The organism is Streptomyces sp. KLMMK, from assembly GCF_036961605.1.
GTDB lineage: Bacteria > Actinomycetota > Actinomycetes > Streptomycetales > Streptomycetaceae > Streptomyces > Streptomyces telluris.
In genome coordinates this window covers 1-13,706 of record NZ_JBAMDC010000167.1, presented here as the reverse complement: position 1 = coordinate 13,706, position 13,706 = coordinate 1, and the positions used below count along the sequence as shown (strand labels likewise).

Sequence of the window (13,706 nt, the reverse complement as noted above, 5' to 3'; positions counted from 1 at the left end):
CGCGTCAGCACGTAGCCGCCGATGGCCGCGAGCGCGCCGAGCACGGCGCCGCCGACGGTCCAGGCCCAGCGGTCCGACCACCAGCTGCCGTTCCAGCCGCCCTCCGGCTCCTTGACGGCCGCGGCGTGCAGCGGGGTCACCTCGCCGCCCTCGGCGCGGGCGCCGCCCGCGTCCTTCGCCGTCGCCTCGACCTCCGCCTTCACCGGCAGGCCGTGGTCCCGGTCGGGGGCGTCGGTGAGGGTGAGGCGGATGTAGTACGCGCCGGGCAGCGGGTCGTTGGCCCACCGTTCGGACCATGGGCGGACGGTCCGCAGTGTGCAGGTCAGGGTCACCGTCGCGTCCTGCTCGGAGGCGCGCTTCGCCGGCTCGCCCGAGGCGCATGCCTGGCGGCGGCGCAGTCCGTCGTAGACGTCGAGCTGCCAGACGGCGGAGCCGTGCCGCGTGGCCGCCTCCGGCAGGTTCACGGTGGCCTTCACCTGCGGCTGCTGGCCGGCCCCGGCGGGGAACTGCCAGTAGAGGTAGTCACCGGTGGAGGCGTCGGCGGTCGCCTTCTGCCCCTGCTTGAGGACAGTGGCGGTGCGGAAGCCCGTCCCGGCCTCCGTGGGCGCGCCGTCCTCGCCCGCCGGGGTGCTCGGGCTCGGGGAGGCGGCCGCGGCGGCGCCGGCCGAGGTGAACAGTGCGGCGGCGGCGAGCAGGGCGGCCGAGGCCGCGCGGGTCGTGGGGGCCATAAAGGGGAGTCTCATCAGTTCGCCCTCCACACCGTGACGCGCCAGCGGGAGACCCAGCCCCACACCAGCCCTGCGATCAGCCCGGTCAGGGCCAGGACGGCCAGCAGCACCCAGCCGCGGCCGAGGCCGAAGGCGGCCAGGTCGGAGGGGTCGTCCGGGGCGTCCACGAGGTCGACGGCCAGCTCGAGGGGCAGGCCCGGGTCGCGCTTGACGCCGGAGGGGGCGGAGAAGGAGCTGGAGACCTCCAGGCAGACGGTCCGCGGCTCCTTGCCGTCCTCCTTGGCCTTGTCCTTGTCCCCGGCCTGGCCGTACGGGTAGCGGAGGCCGGACGAGATGACGTCCGTGCGCCCGCTCCCGGACTCCGCGCCGCGGACGAGCTCCTGGCCGCCTTCGCTCACGGCGCGCACGAGCACGCCGTAGTCACGGTCGACGGCCCGGTCCGCGCCGATGCTCACCGACGTGCGCAGTTCCTGACCCGGCTTCACGTCGACGCGGTACCAGCGGTGCTCGGAGAACGTCTCGCGGTCGGTCCACAGGCCCGCGCCGATCTCAGGGGCCTTGGAGCACGCGTCGGCGCCCCGGACGGGCTTCGGGGTCTCGACGGGCGTCTCGGCCCGGCGCACGAGCTGCTTGATCCGGCCGGACAGCTCCTTGGTGTGGCGGACGGTGCTGTACGTGCCGCCGGTGGCCTCGGCGATGCAGCTGAGCTGCTCGCGGGTCTTGTCGTCCTGGGCCAGGCCGAGGGTGTCGATCGTCAGGTGCGTGCCCTTGGCCGCCAGTTCGCGGGCCACATCGCACGGGTCCGGCTGGCCGCAGGAGTCCTCGCCGTCGGTGATGAGGACGATGCGGCGGGTGCCGCCGTCGGTGCCGAGGTCCTGGTCGGCGCCGCGCAGGGCGTAGCCGATGGGGGTCCAGCCGGTGGGCTGCAGCGTCGCGACGGCGGTCTTGGCCTCGGTGCGGTCGACGGGGCCGACGCGGTAGAGCTGCTTGCTGTCGCGGCAGCCGAGCTCCTTGTCGTCACCGGCGTAGTTGGCGCCGAGGGTCCGGATGCCGAGCCGGACGTCCGCCGGCACCGCGTCGATGACCTCGTTGAACGCCTGCTTCGCGGCCGCCATGCGGGTGCGGCTGCCGCCGTCCACGTCCTGGGCGCGCATCGAGCCGCTGACGTCCAGCACCAGCTCGACCTTCGGGGAATCCTTCGGGGGGCCGTCGGCGGCGTTCGCCGGCGCGATGCCCCCGGCCAGGGCGGCGAGGAGGGCGCAGGCGCCCGCTGCCAGCCGTTTTCTGATGATCATTGGAATGATCCTAGTGATCACCGGCCGGGGGCCCAACTCGAAGTACCCGGGGTTACGGGGCCCTTACCCGGCCCCTGCCCTTGCCCTTACGCGGGCGCCGGATCGAAAATCGCGCGGATGGCGTCGATGTCCCGCGGACTGAGCCCGATCCGCTGACCGATGACGGCATTGGGGTCGGTGGGGGTGATGGTGTCCAGTCCGTTCCGGGAGAAGGCGTCCCTCGGGTAATGCATGATCGACCCGTAGTCGTACGGACCGGCGTCGTCGCCGTCCGCGATGTGCTGGTCGAAGTTGTGCTCGAACCCCGGGATGACGTTCTCGAAGCGGACCGTCACGAACCGGTCCCGGTCCTCGCGGCTCTGCTCGTGCCACAGCCCCACGGCGTGCCCGATCTCGTGAATGGCATTGCCGGTGCTGCAGTTGCCGCCGAGGGTGATGTCCTGGCGGCCGCCCCGGCGGCCGACGAACGACGAACAGCCGTTGCCCGGTACGAACCGCACGTAGTCCGGCTGCCCGGCCCGCCGCGGGAAGCGCATCTGCGTGCGCGACTCCCAGTGCGCGACGGCGTCGGTGACCCGCTGCTGGTTCGGCAGCGCGGGGTCGATCTCGAAGGGCACCACGTGGTTCGGCCAGCGGACGCCCGGCCCGACGACGACCACCGCCGACTGCGGAAGTCCCCTTTCGGGGTGGAATTGCGCCGCCTCCGTGCGCCGTTCGACCTCGGCCGCGGTACCGAGGACGATATCCCCCTCGAATACCGCCAGTCCGTCGATCTCCACGTACTGCACGGCCCGGATTTCGAAGGTCGCACCGGCGATCAGCGCGGTCCTCACCGTCTTCGCCGGGGACACCGCACGGAATTCACCGCGGCCCGCACCGGCATCATTGGTCTCAGCAGGGGACATGATTCCACCCCGACTTCCGTCAACCTTATAGGTCTCAATTCCGGAAAATACTGAGAGATATGCTGTCTGACAAGAGGTGAGGCGTATGTCCGTTGCGGACCTCGCGGAAATCGAAGTCGAAGTGACCTTGGCACCGGGCGCCGCCGCGCCCCGGACGCCACTGACCCTCCACGTGACCGTGGAGGACACGAGCACGGCCGACGCCCCGTCCCGCACAGTGGCCCACGCCCGCCTCCCCCGCACCCGCCTGGACCACCCCCCGTACCCCCGCGTACGCCTGGCCTTCCCCCCACCGCCCCCGGGCACCCGCTACACGATCCGCGCCCATGCGGACCTCGACGACTCGGGCACGGTCACCCACGGCGACTGGATCACCAGAAAAAGCCACCCGGCAACACCCCCGACCGTGACCGTGGAACTGTCACCGGTGCCCTGACCCGGCGTCGCGCACCCCCAGCAGCGCCGCCAGGGTGCGCCGGCCTTCGGCCCATTCGCGCAACCGGTCCCTGTCCACACAGTGGATGCCGTGACGCTCGCCCCAGGCCCGCGCATCGCGGGTGAAGCCGCCGTTCGTCACCACCACGGCCACGTCGGCTCCGTGCACGGGCCCGGCCGTCCCCTTCACTTCGTACATCACACGGGAACCCACCCGCCCGCCGATCGCGGTGTGTTTGCACTGGGCGACGAACACCCGCCCGGTGCTGTCCCTGCCGATGACGTCGGCCGCCTGGTCGCCCCGGCTGCCGACGTGCCGCGCGACGATGCCGTCACGCTCCATCAGGTCCCGTACCGCCAGCTCGAACTGGCCCGGCGAGAGGGCGTCCACGTGCTGCAGGGACAGCCTGAGGGCTCCGGGAACCCTCCCGGCCCGGCGTCGTACCCGGCCCGGGGCGGCGACGAGCCACCAGCAGGCCGCGGCCGGCGGGACGCCCAGGACGAGGAGCCAGGCGTACGCGCCGAGCCCGGCAAGGAGCCCGAGCAGGCGGTGCACGATCAGCGCGAGGAAGAGGAGCGCGACGAGCGCGGCCGTCGTCTCGGCCCGGGTACGGGGCCGCCGCAGCCGCCTCCCGCCCGGGGCGCGCCGCGGTATCACCGGGACTCCGCCGAGCTTGCCGAGGGCGCGGGCCGGGGGCCGTGAGGCGTGTCCGCCTCCTCCGCGGTGCACCCGTTCAGCAGGCCCCAGCCGAGGAAGGCGGCGAGCGCGAGACCGAACCACACACCACTCGTACGACGCCTGGGGGCGGGCATCCGCACCCAGTGTCCGCGCCGGTAGTACCTGTCGCCGGGCATCAGACCTCTCCTTCCGGTGCCGTCATGACGCGGATGCGCTCGGCCGTGGCCTTGGCCAGTTGTTCCCGCTCCTCCGCGGAGAGCCGGTTGAGGATCTCGTAGATCACGTCTCGTCCGGGGGACGGCGCTTCGGCGGCCCTCGGGTGATCGGTGACCCATTCCAGGACGTGCCGGACCTCGTTCGGATGGTGCAGCAGCCACAGGGCTGCGAGCGCGTCGGGGCCCGTGCGGACCGCCTGGAGGTAGAACTCGTACTCCTCGCGCCGCTGTGGAGACCACAACTGAGGCGGGGCGCTGTCGCCCCCTCCCGCCCGCGGCAGCTCGAACGCCGGCACCGTGGTCTCCGCACAGCAGGCCAGGCCCGTGCCCTCCAGGGGCTGCGGCCGCGACAAGTACTGGGCGACGTGGTGCGGGGTGAGGTCCTGTCCCGTGGCCCGGGCGCGCGCGGCCATCGTCTGCAGCAGACTGTCCAGGTGCCCGCTGACGGTGGCCCAGGGATCCGCCGGGCCGGGGCCGCTCAGGACCGCCCGCGCCGGGTCGGCGACCCACCAGGTGATCTCCAGCATGGCCGGCTCGGCGCCGACGGGCAGCTGCCACACCCCGGTGCGCGGACCGGTGTCGACGAGGTACGCCTCCTCGTACCCACCCGTCAGGGCCTTCAGCAGGGAAAGCCGCTCCGCGGGCTCCGAACCGGCCCGCCCGCCGGACTCGACCAGCACCAGCGCCACGTGGTCCAGGTGCGACAGCCGGAAGCGGACGAGCTCCCGGAGGGGGCTGCGCCGGCCCCGGGTCCACAGCGGTGCGGCCGGGGCGGCGACGGGATGGTAGACGGTGGTGGTCATGCGAGGCCTCTCTGTGGTGTGCCGGTCCCGCGCCACTGCGCGAGGGCCAGGCCGGCGCGTTCGGCGCCGGGGGCGGGCATGGCGCGCTCGAAGTCGGTGAACAGCCGGAGCACACCACCGCGCAGGTGCGGGGCCAGCACCTCCGCCAACCGCTCCACGGCCGGTGCCCGGCGGGAATCGGTGGCCGCGCGCCGCTGCCACTCCAGGAGGGCGGCGCGGGCGGTGTCGAAACTCGTCGGTTCCATGAGCGCGGAGCGGATCAGTTCCGCCCCCGGGGGCGCGTCCCCGGAGAGCAGCTGAGCGCTCCACCACTCCCCCGGCTCCCTCACCGTGGCCGCTGTCTTCAGCAACTGGGCGACGGCCGCGCATGCCGTACGCCTGGCCGCTCCGGCCGGGCGCGACCACTGGACGAGGGCCTCGACCACCCGTGGCCGGAGGGCCGGTTCGGCGAACAGCGAGAGCAACGCCCGCCGGACCGCCGATTCGACGGCGTCGGATCCGTCGTCCCGCGCCGTCACCGTGGTGTGCAGCAGGGCGAGCGCCACCTCCGGACGGGCCAGGCCGAACTCCGTGGCGCACGTCAGCGCCGCCGTGCAGCGCAGCGACTCGGAAGCCACCCGGGACCAGCCGCGCAGCCGGTTCTTGACGGCGGTGGCCAGGACGGGGTCGGCAGAAGCGGCGCCGAAGGCCCGGGCGGCCATCCGCCAGTCGCCCGGCCTGCTCGAGTAGGCCAGTTGCTCGATGGGGGCGAGCGCCCGGCCGCCCGAGCTCCACTGCGCCAGCCGGCCGAGGATGAAGCCGGCGCGGTCGGCGCGGGCCCTGTGAGCCGACGGTGTCTGCTGCAGCCATTCCACGAGCAGCTCACCGGCGTCGCGGTGCTCGCGCCATACGAGGTCGAGTACGGCCCGGCCTTGGAGGTGCCGGGTGAAGGCCACGGGTTCGACGGCATAGCTGTGGGTGGAAGCGGCTCGTACCTCCCGGGGGCCGCGGCCCGCCTCGATGGCGGCCAGACGCTCCTTCCTGGAACGCAGGAAGACGAAGCCGGGGTTCCTCACCGGTGTCCCGGTGTCCGCGTCGGGAGGGGCGGCGTCGAGGCGTCCGGCGGCGACCTCCAGCAGCCGCCGGGCCTCTTCCTCGACGACGGTGTGGTCGAAGTGTTCGAAGACACAAGTGGCGAGGAGGAAGGCCAGGTCATCCGGGCTGTCACGGACTGAGCGCAGCAGCTGGGGAGCACGGTCGGCGGCGTGGAAGCTCAGGTGCCGGCCGATGGCCGCAGGCTCGGTCGTCCCGTCCGCCACTTGGACGATCTCGGAGACGATCTCCACGACCTGCGCCGGCCCGGGCCGACGCTGCAGGGTCTCGTCGAGGAAGCCAGCCGGAAGTGCGGCCAGGACCGACCTCCGTCGCTCCGGGTCGCGGAAGACGGTGGCCAGCTTGGCGTCCAGGACCGCTCGTGCAGGCGGTGGCGTCGCCCGGACGGGGTCGACGTGCAGGACGCCCTTCAGATGGGCGAGGATCTGCGGCGTCTGTTCGGTGATGACGATCAAGCAGGCGCCCGACCGGTCGAGTTGCCTCCTCAGGTTGTCCAGCGCGATGCTTCCGAGGGCGAGGGTCCGCGTCTCCAGGAGGCCATCGACCAGGTAGCCACGGACTCCGGTACCGCCGACGGTCCAGGCGGCAAGGTCGACGTCGGAGTCGACGGCCCGCAGAGCGAAGCTTCCGGTGTGCCGCTGCAGCAGGTTCAGCGCGGCAGTCCGGCGACCGCTGCCCGGCGCACCGATGAGGAAGACCACGCGGCTGCCGGCCTGTTCGAGGGCCCGGGCGAACCAGTCCGGTTCAGCGAAACCGCTCATGGCTGCGAGGGTCTGCTCTGCGGCAATGTCACCTTCGCGGCTCTCGACCGGCTCACCAGGCGCAGCGGCTGGGGCGCCCATGTGCTGTCCGCCCTCGACCGTATGCGCAAAGGTGACGGTGCCCATGTTCCAGATGACGGACGGTCCGCCCATCTCCCCGAAGATCTGGGCGAAGTCCGGGGGCGCCGTAGGCTCTGCCGGACCGTTCGGTTCCCCGCTCATCGCCCGGCGCCGTCCTGGCTCCCGGCACCGGGTCCGTGCATGTGCTGGTGCTGGCCGCCGCGCACGGTCTTGGCGTGGGAGAGGAAGCCGTAGTTGTTGGTCACGGCGGGTGCCCGGTCCGGTTCGGGCACGGGTGCCCGTCCGGGTTCGGCCGGGGCTGCCTCGGGCTGGGGCCCGGGCTGGGGCTCGGGCTCCCGTTCGCCCAGGAGCCGCCGGTCGTAGAGGCTGCCCGAGGGGGTGGGTACGTAGAGCCAGGCCCGTTGCTGGAAGTTCTTGCCCTCGACCGTGGCGGGTACCTCGATGAAATGGTCGGGGTGGCGGCGGGTGTAGCCGGAGAGCACGGCGTCCTCGAAGACGCGCTGGGAGAGGATCGCGGCGACCTGGGTGATGCTTTCGCTCGACGCGGCCAGGATGGCCCTGACGGGCGTGGAGTCCAGGAGCCTGTGCGTGTCGTTGCGGGGCGTGCCGTTTCCGTCGCCCGGCGCTTCGGAATCGGGCAGCGGCCCGACGTGGAGACTGACGCGCAGACGGAGGCGGCCGGTGGCCGTGGCGTGGATGTTGTAGTCGGTGAGCAGTTCCTGCAGTTCGACCAGGAACGGGTGGATCACTCGCGGAAGGGCCGTGGGGTCGAAGCCGAAGACGAATCCGTCGCCGGTGTTGTTGGCGAACCGCTGGTCCTGCCACAGCTGTCCCAGGCCGGCGCGCTCGAGGGCCTGTTGCAGGAGTTGCGGGATGAGGGTGGTGATCCTGACGTGCTCGACCGCGGGCCTGCCGGTGAAGTCCTTGGCGTCCACGGCCAGGATTCCGCGGTAGGGCGGCAGGTCCCGGCTGATGCTCCAGGGGGCCGGGCCGCCGGGGGGAAGTCCGGTGCTGGGCATGGGCGACTCCTCTGTCCGAGGCTTTCCCGGCGCGCGGAGTGCGCCGGGCGGGTGCCTCAGATGCTCGTGGAGTCGCCGGCGGCGTTGTGCACCGCGAGTGCACAGCGCTTGTGGCCTGCGTCACTCAGCCGTTACGCGTCCGCATCGGCGGCCACCGCCCGCAGGCCCTCGATGTCATGGATGACGATGCTCTTGCGCCTCCCGGCGACGACACTCTCGCCGATCTCGCCCAGCCTGCTGCTCACGGTGTTGCGTGAAACGCCGAGGTACTGGGCGAGTTCGGCCCGGGTGACGGCCAGCTCCAGGCCCTCGGGGGACGCCGTCTCGCCGACGGCCGCGACGAGCGCCAGCAGCGCTCCGGCCAGCCGACGGCAGGACCCGCCGTAACCGGAACGGGCGCTGTCGGACTCTGCCAGCCGGATCTGGGCGTGCTCGTGCAGGGCGGGCCACAGGCCGTTCCCGTCGACGAACTTCGTGAACCTGTCCTTCTCCACGACGGCGACGGTGCACGCCGAGACCGACTCGACCGTGGCCAGCCGGGCGACCCCGCTGTGGGCGGCCGCCGCCTCGCCCACGACGTCGCCCGTACCGCGGAAGGCCAGTACGCGCACCCGGCCGTCCCGCTCCACACGGGTCACCTTGACGGCTCCACGGATCAGCGCGAGCGCGTGCGTGCCGGGGTCGCCCTGCCGTAACAGCACGTCCCCGGCGCGGTGCGATCGCACGTGCCCCTCTTCGAGCAGCCCGGCCCAGGACGACGGCCCGATCAGCTCGGCGAAGGTCACTCCCAAGGCACGTGCCGGCCGCTTCCGTCCCCCGTGCGGTTGCCCACCCATGGGGCAGCACAGTAGGTGAAGCGACCGGCACGCGCCGTGCGATTGTCGGACTACTCGCTACTCGTCGTCCGTGCCGCCCTCCAGGTCCCCCTCCGTCTCCAGGAAGGCTTCGCGGAGGGCCGCCAGGGTGTCGGCGTCCGGCTTGGCCCACATGCCGCGGCTCTCCGCCTCCAGGAGGCGCTCGGAGATGCCGTGCAGGGCCCAGGGGTTGGCCTCTTGGAGGAAGGCGCGGTTCTCCGGGTCCAGGACGTAGGTCTGGGCGAGCTTGTCGTACATCCAGTCGGGGACGACGCCGGTGGTGGCGTCGTAGCCGAACAGGTAGTCCACGGTCGCCGCGAGCTCGAAGGCGCCCTTGTAGCCGTGGCGGCGCATGGCCTCGATCCAGCGGGGGTTGACCACGCGGGCGCGGAAGACGCGGGAGGTCTCCTCGACCAGGGTGCGGGTGCGGATCGTCTCGGGGCGGGTGGAGTCGCCGATGTACGCCTCGGGGGCCTTGCCGCGCAGGGCCTTGACCGTGGCGACCATGCCGCCGTGGTACTGGAAGTAGTCGTCGGAGTCGGCGATGTCGTGCTCGCGGGTGTCCGTGTTCTTGGCCGCGACCGCGATGCGCTTGTACGCCGTCTCCATCTCCTCGCGGGCCGGGCGGCCTTCGAGGCCGCGGCCGTAGGCGTAGCCGCCCCAGACGGTGTAGACCTCCGCGAGGTCGGCGTCGGTGCGCCAGTCGCGGCTGTCGATGAGCTGGAGCAGGCCCGCGCCGTAGGTGCCCGGGCGGGAGCCGAAGATGCGGGTCGTGGCGCGGCGCTCGTCGCCGTGGGCGGCGAGGTCGGCCTGGGCGTGGGCGCGGACGTAGTTCTGCTCGGCCGGCTCGTCCAGGGACGCCGCGAGCCGCACCGCGTCGTCCAGGAGGCCGATGACGTGCGGGAACGCGTCGCGGAAGAAGCCGCTGATGCGGAGCGTGACGTCGATGCGGGGGCGGCCGAGCTCTTCGAGGGCGACGGGCTCGAGGCCCGTCACGCGCCGCGACGCCTCGTCCCACACCGGGCGGACGCCCAGCAGGGCCAGGGCCTCCGCGACGTCGTCGCCCGCCGTGCGCATCGCGCTCGTGCCCCACAGGGACAGGCCCACCGACTGCGGCCAGTCGCCGTTGTCGGTGCGGTAGCGCTCCAAGAGCGAGTCCGCGAGCGCCTGGCCGGTCTCCCACGCGAGGCGGCTGGGGACGGCCTTGGGGTCGACGGAGTAGAAGTTGCGGCCGGTCGGCAGGACGTTGACCAGGCCGCGGAGGGGGGAGCCGGACGGGCCGGCGGGGACGAACCCGCCCGCCAGGGCGTGGACGGCGTGGTCCAGCTCGGCCGTGGTGCCCGCCAGGCGGGGGACGACCTCGCGTGCCGCGAAGTCCAGGATCGCGGCGATGCCCTCGGCGTTCGCCGCATCGCCCACGACGGCAGGCACGGCGGCCGGGTCCCAGTTCGCGGCCTCCATCGCCTCCACCAGCGCGCGGGCCTTCTCCTCCGCCTCGTCCGCCGTCGTGCGCGTCGCCGCCGACTCGTCCAGGCCCAGGGCCTCGCGCAGGCCCGGCAGGGCCGCCGTGCCGCCCCAGATCTGGCGGGCGCGGAGGATGGACAGGACGAGGTTCACGCGCGCCTCGCCGGTGGGGGCGCCGCCCAGGATGTGCAGGCCGTCGCGGATCTGGGCGTCCTTGACCTCGCACAGCCAGCCGTCGACGTGCAGCAGGAAGTCGTCGAAGCCGTCGTCGTCCGGGCGCTCCTCCAGGCCCAGGTCGTGGTCGAGCTTCGCGGCCTGGATGAGGGTCCAGATCTGGGCGCGGATCGCGGGGAGCTTGGAGGGGTCCATCGCGGAGATCTGGGCGTACTCGTCGAGGTGCTGCTCCAGGCGCGTGATGTCGCCGTAGGACTCGGCGCGGGCCATGGGCGGCACGAGGTGGTCGACGAGCGTGGCGTGGGCGCGGCGCTTGGCCTGGGTGCCCTCGCCGGGGTCGTTGACGAGGAAGGGGTAGACGAGGGGGAGGTCGCCGAGGGCGGCGTCGGGGCCGCAGGCGGCGGACAGGCCGGCGTTCTTGCCGGGCAGCCACTCCAGGTTGCCGTGCTTGCCGAGGTGGACCATCGCGTCGGCGCCGAAGCCGCCGTCCTCGCGGGAGGCCGCGATCCAGCGGTAGGCGGCGAGGTAGTGGTGCGAGGGCGGCAGGTCGGGGTCGTGGTAGATGGCGATGGGGTTCTCGCCGAAGCCGCGCGGCGGCTGGATGAGGACCAGCAGGTTGCCGCGGCGCAGGGCGGCGAGGACGATGTCGCCCTCGGGGTTGCGGCTGCGGTCGAGGAACATCTCGCCCGGCGGCGGGCCCCAGTGCTCCTCGACGGACTCGCGCAGCTCCTGCGGCAGCTTCCCGTACCAGCGCTTGTAGTCGGCGGCGGGGATGCGGACGGGGTTGCGGGCGAGCTGCTCCTCGGTGAGCCAGTCCTGGTCGTGGCCGCCGGCCTCGATGAGGGCGTAGATGAGCTCGTCGCCGTCGCCGGACTCGAGGCCGGGCACGGCCTCGTCGCCGAAGTCGTAGCCCTCTTCGCGCAGGCGGCGCAGCAGGGCGACGGCGCTGGCGGGGGTGTCGAGGCCGACGGCGTTGCCGATGCGGGAGTGCTTGGTGGGGTACGCGGAGAGGACGAGCGCGATCCGCTTCTCGGCGGCGGGGATGTGGCGCAGCCGGGCGTGGCGCACGGCGATGCCGGCGACGCGGGCGGCGCGCTCGGGGTCGGCGACGTACGCCGGGAGGCCGTCCTCGTCGACCTCCTTGAAGGAGAACGGGACGGTGATGATGCGGCCGTCGAACTCGGGCACGGCGACCTGGGTCGCGGCGTCGAGCGGCGAGAGGCCCTCGTCGTTCTCCTCCCAGGCGCTGCGCGGGCCGGTCAGGCACAGGGCCTGCAGGATCGGCACGTCGAGCCCGGCGAGGGCGCCGGCGTCCCACGACTCGTCGTCGCCGCCCGCCGAGGCCTCGGCGGGCTTGGTGCCGCCGGCGGCGAGGACGGTGGTGACGACGGCGTCGGCGCCGCTCAGGGCCTCGATCAGCTCGGGCTCGGGGGCGCGCAGCGAGGCGACGTACAGCGGCAGCGCGCGGGCGCCGGCGTCCTCGACGGCGCCGCAGAGGGCGTCGACGAAGGCGGTGTTGCCGCTCATGTGGTGGGCGCGGTAGTAGAGCACGGCGACGAGCGGGCCGCCGGCGTTGTCCGCGCGCGGGGTGCGCTCCAGCTCGCCCCAGGTGGGGGCGGCGGCGGGGGGCTCGAAGCCGTGGCCCGTGAGGAGCACGGTGTCGGAGAGGAAGCGGGCGAGCTGTTCGAGGTTGGCCGGGCCGCCGTGCGCGAGGTAGGCGTGGGCCTCGGCGGCGATGCCGATGGGGACCGTGGAGGCCTCCATCAGCTGGGCGTCGGGGGCCTGTTCGCCGGTGAGGACGACGACGGGGCGGTCCTGGGCGAGCAGCAGGTCCAGGCCCTCCTGCCAGGCGCGGACGCCGCCCAGGAGGCGGACGACGACGAGGTCGGTGCCCTCCAGGAGGGCCGGGAGGTCGTCGAGGGCGAGCCGGGCGGGGTTGGCGAGCCGGTACGGGACCGGGCCGCCGTGAACAGCAGCCGCGCGGGCGCTGAGCAGGTCGGTGTCGGACGTCGACAGGAGAAGGATCACGCGGCGCTCCCCAGGGCTTCGAGGGTCGCCCGGGGTGCCCGGCACCGGAATGTGCGCATGCGGCGGCAAGCCTTCCTCGGGGTCCGCGCCCCGGGCGGTTGGAGGACGGCGGGAGTTCCTGACTCGCCCGGCGGGAGTGCCGGGCTCACAGTGGCGGGACCGTGCCGGAGTCTCACCGGCTTCCTCCCCTGTCGCCGTCGCTGGCGTTTGGCGGAGCGGCGCCCGCGAGAGCGAGCGCTGTTCCACCGCTGAGCATAGTAAAGCCCTGGCAGGAGGCGGTACGGGAGAGCGGAGGGCGAGCGGTACGGGAGACCGCGGGGCGTACGGTACGGGGCCGTGCGCCGGATACGGGCGTCGGTATGCTCGCCGCCATGTCCACCCTCCCCGCACCTCTCCCGGGCCGGGACGGCTCCGGTGCCGGAACACCCGCCGCGGGGCCCGTCCGCGAGCGCGGCGACGCCTGCCCCGGCGCGCTGCGCCTGCACGCCGCGGACGACGGTGCGCTGGCCCGTGTCCGGCTGCCCGGCGGGTTGTTGACGGCCCGTCAGGCCGAGGCGCTGGCCGGAGTGGCGGACGAGCTGGGCGACGGGCACCTCGACCTCACCTCGCGCGGCAACGTCCAGCTCCGCGGTCTCGCCGCCGGCTGCGGCGGCGCCGTCGCCGGGCGGCTGCGGCTGCACGGCCTGCTGCCGTCGGACCGGCACGACCGGATCCGCAACGTGGCGGCGTCGCCGCTGTGCGGGCTGGACGACCGGCACCAGGACGGGCCGCACGGCCGGCACCAGGTTTCCGGTTCCGGTTCCGGCCCGGAGGCGGCTCCGCCGGAGACCGACGCGCCCCCGGCCGACGTCCAGGAGTGGGCCCGTGAGCTGGACGGACTGCTCTGCGCCGACGATGTCCCCGGAGTCTCCGCCGATCTGACCGGCCTCTCCGGAAGATTCCTCTTCGGACTGGACGACGGGCGGGGCGACATCGTGGCCCTCCGGCCCGATGTGACATTGATCGCAAGCGGCGCCGGGCGGGCCGGCCTGTTCTTCGGCACGGCCGGTCCCGGCCTGCGGATCTCCGCCGCGGACGCCCCGCGCGCGGCCGTCGTGGCGGCGGCCGGGTTCCTGGCCGCGCTGGAGGCGTACGGGAGTACGGCCTGGCGCGTACGGGAGCTTCCGCCGGACC

Annotated in this window: 11 protein-coding genes, 1 pseudogene and 1 riboswitch; of the genes and pseudogenes, 2 read left to right on the top strand and 10 right to left on the bottom strand. The window is 73.4% G+C overall.

Annotation, left to right across the window (positions count from 1 at the left end; all coding sequences use genetic code 11):
- The 3 genes from V7793_RS22035 to legP form a co-directional block, all read right to left on the bottom strand.
- Window positions 1-728, bottom strand: a 728-nt coding sequence (locus V7793_RS22035; protein WP_336009109.1) for a hypothetical protein, incomplete at its 3' end; no start/stop codon positions are given.
- A gap of 14 nt (window positions 729-742) precedes the next feature.
- Complete coding sequence (locus tag V7793_RS22030; protein WP_336009107.1) at window positions 743-2,023, bottom strand: VWA domain-containing protein; 1,281 nt, start codon at window positions 2,021-2,023, stop codon at window positions 743-745.
- Window positions 2,024-2,109: 86 nt separating this feature from the next.
- The gene (legP, locus tag V7793_RS22025) at window positions 2,110-2,928 is read right to left on the bottom strand and encodes a Dot/Icm T4SS effector Zinc-dependent metalloprotease LegP (protein WP_336009105.1); all 819 of its coding nucleotides are present in this window, start codon (window positions 2,926-2,928) and stop codon (window positions 2,110-2,112) included.
- 85 nt (window positions 2,929-3,013) lie between these two features.
- Between legP and V7793_RS22020 the strand changes: the two genes are divergently transcribed.
- Window positions 3,014-3,364, top strand: coding sequence for a YbaY family lipoprotein (locus V7793_RS22020; protein ID WP_336009102.1), 351 nt, complete (start codon window positions 3,014-3,016; stop codon window positions 3,362-3,364).
- Here V7793_RS22020 and V7793_RS22015 read toward each other — a convergent pair.
- The 7 genes from V7793_RS22015 to cobN form a co-directional block, all read right to left on the bottom strand.
- Window positions 3,350-4,021: a restriction endonuclease gene (locus V7793_RS22015; protein ID WP_336009101.1), complete on the bottom strand. Its 672-nt coding sequence runs from the start codon at window positions 4,019-4,021 to the stop codon at window positions 3,350-3,352. The two genes, V7793_RS22020 and V7793_RS22015, sit on opposite strands and share 15 nt — an antisense overlap.
- Window positions 4,018-4,218 carry a hypothetical protein gene (locus tag V7793_RS22010; protein WP_336009099.1) on the bottom strand — a complete coding sequence of 67 codons (201 nt, stop codon included), beginning with the start codon at window positions 4,216-4,218 and terminating at the stop codon, window positions 4,018-4,020. Before V7793_RS22010 ends, V7793_RS22015 begins: the two co-directional genes overlap by 4 nt.
- Window positions 4,218-5,060, bottom strand: a complete 843-nt coding sequence (locus V7793_RS22005) for a hypothetical protein (RefSeq protein ID WP_336009097.1) — start codon at window positions 5,058-5,060, stop codon at window positions 4,218-4,220. Before V7793_RS22005 ends, V7793_RS22010 begins: the two co-directional genes overlap by 1 nt.
- Window positions 5,057-6,913: a hypothetical protein gene (locus tag V7793_RS22000; RefSeq protein WP_336009095.1), complete on the bottom strand. Its 1,857-nt coding sequence runs from the start codon at window positions 6,911-6,913 to the stop codon at window positions 5,057-5,059. The genes V7793_RS22005 and V7793_RS22000 overlap by 4 nt, the downstream gene beginning before the upstream one ends.
- A gap of 218 nt (window positions 6,914-7,131) precedes the next feature.
- Window positions 7,132-8,013, bottom strand: coding sequence for a hypothetical protein (locus V7793_RS21995; RefSeq protein ID WP_336009093.1), 882 nt, complete (start codon window positions 8,011-8,013; stop codon window positions 7,132-7,134).
- Between the two features lie 131 nt (window positions 8,014-8,144).
- Window positions 8,145-8,798, bottom strand: coding sequence for a Crp/Fnr family transcriptional regulator (locus V7793_RS21990; RefSeq protein WP_336009091.1), 654 nt, complete (start codon window positions 8,796-8,798; stop codon window positions 8,145-8,147).
- Between the two features lie 108 nt (window positions 8,799-8,906).
- The gene (gene cobN, locus V7793_RS21985) at window positions 8,907-12,533 is read right to left on the bottom strand and encodes a cobaltochelatase subunit CobN (RefSeq protein ID WP_336009088.1); all 3,627 of its coding nucleotides are present in this window, start codon (window positions 12,531-12,533) and stop codon (window positions 8,907-8,909) included.
- Between the two features lie 112 nt (window positions 12,534-12,645).
- Window positions 12,646-12,719: riboswitch (cobalamin riboswitch) on the bottom strand.
- A 185-nt stretch (window positions 12,720-12,904) separates the two neighbouring features.
- Here cobN and V7793_RS21980 point away from each other — a divergent pair.
- A pseudogene (locus V7793_RS21980) lies at window positions 12,905-13,706 on the top strand (hypothetical protein); the annotation flags it as partial.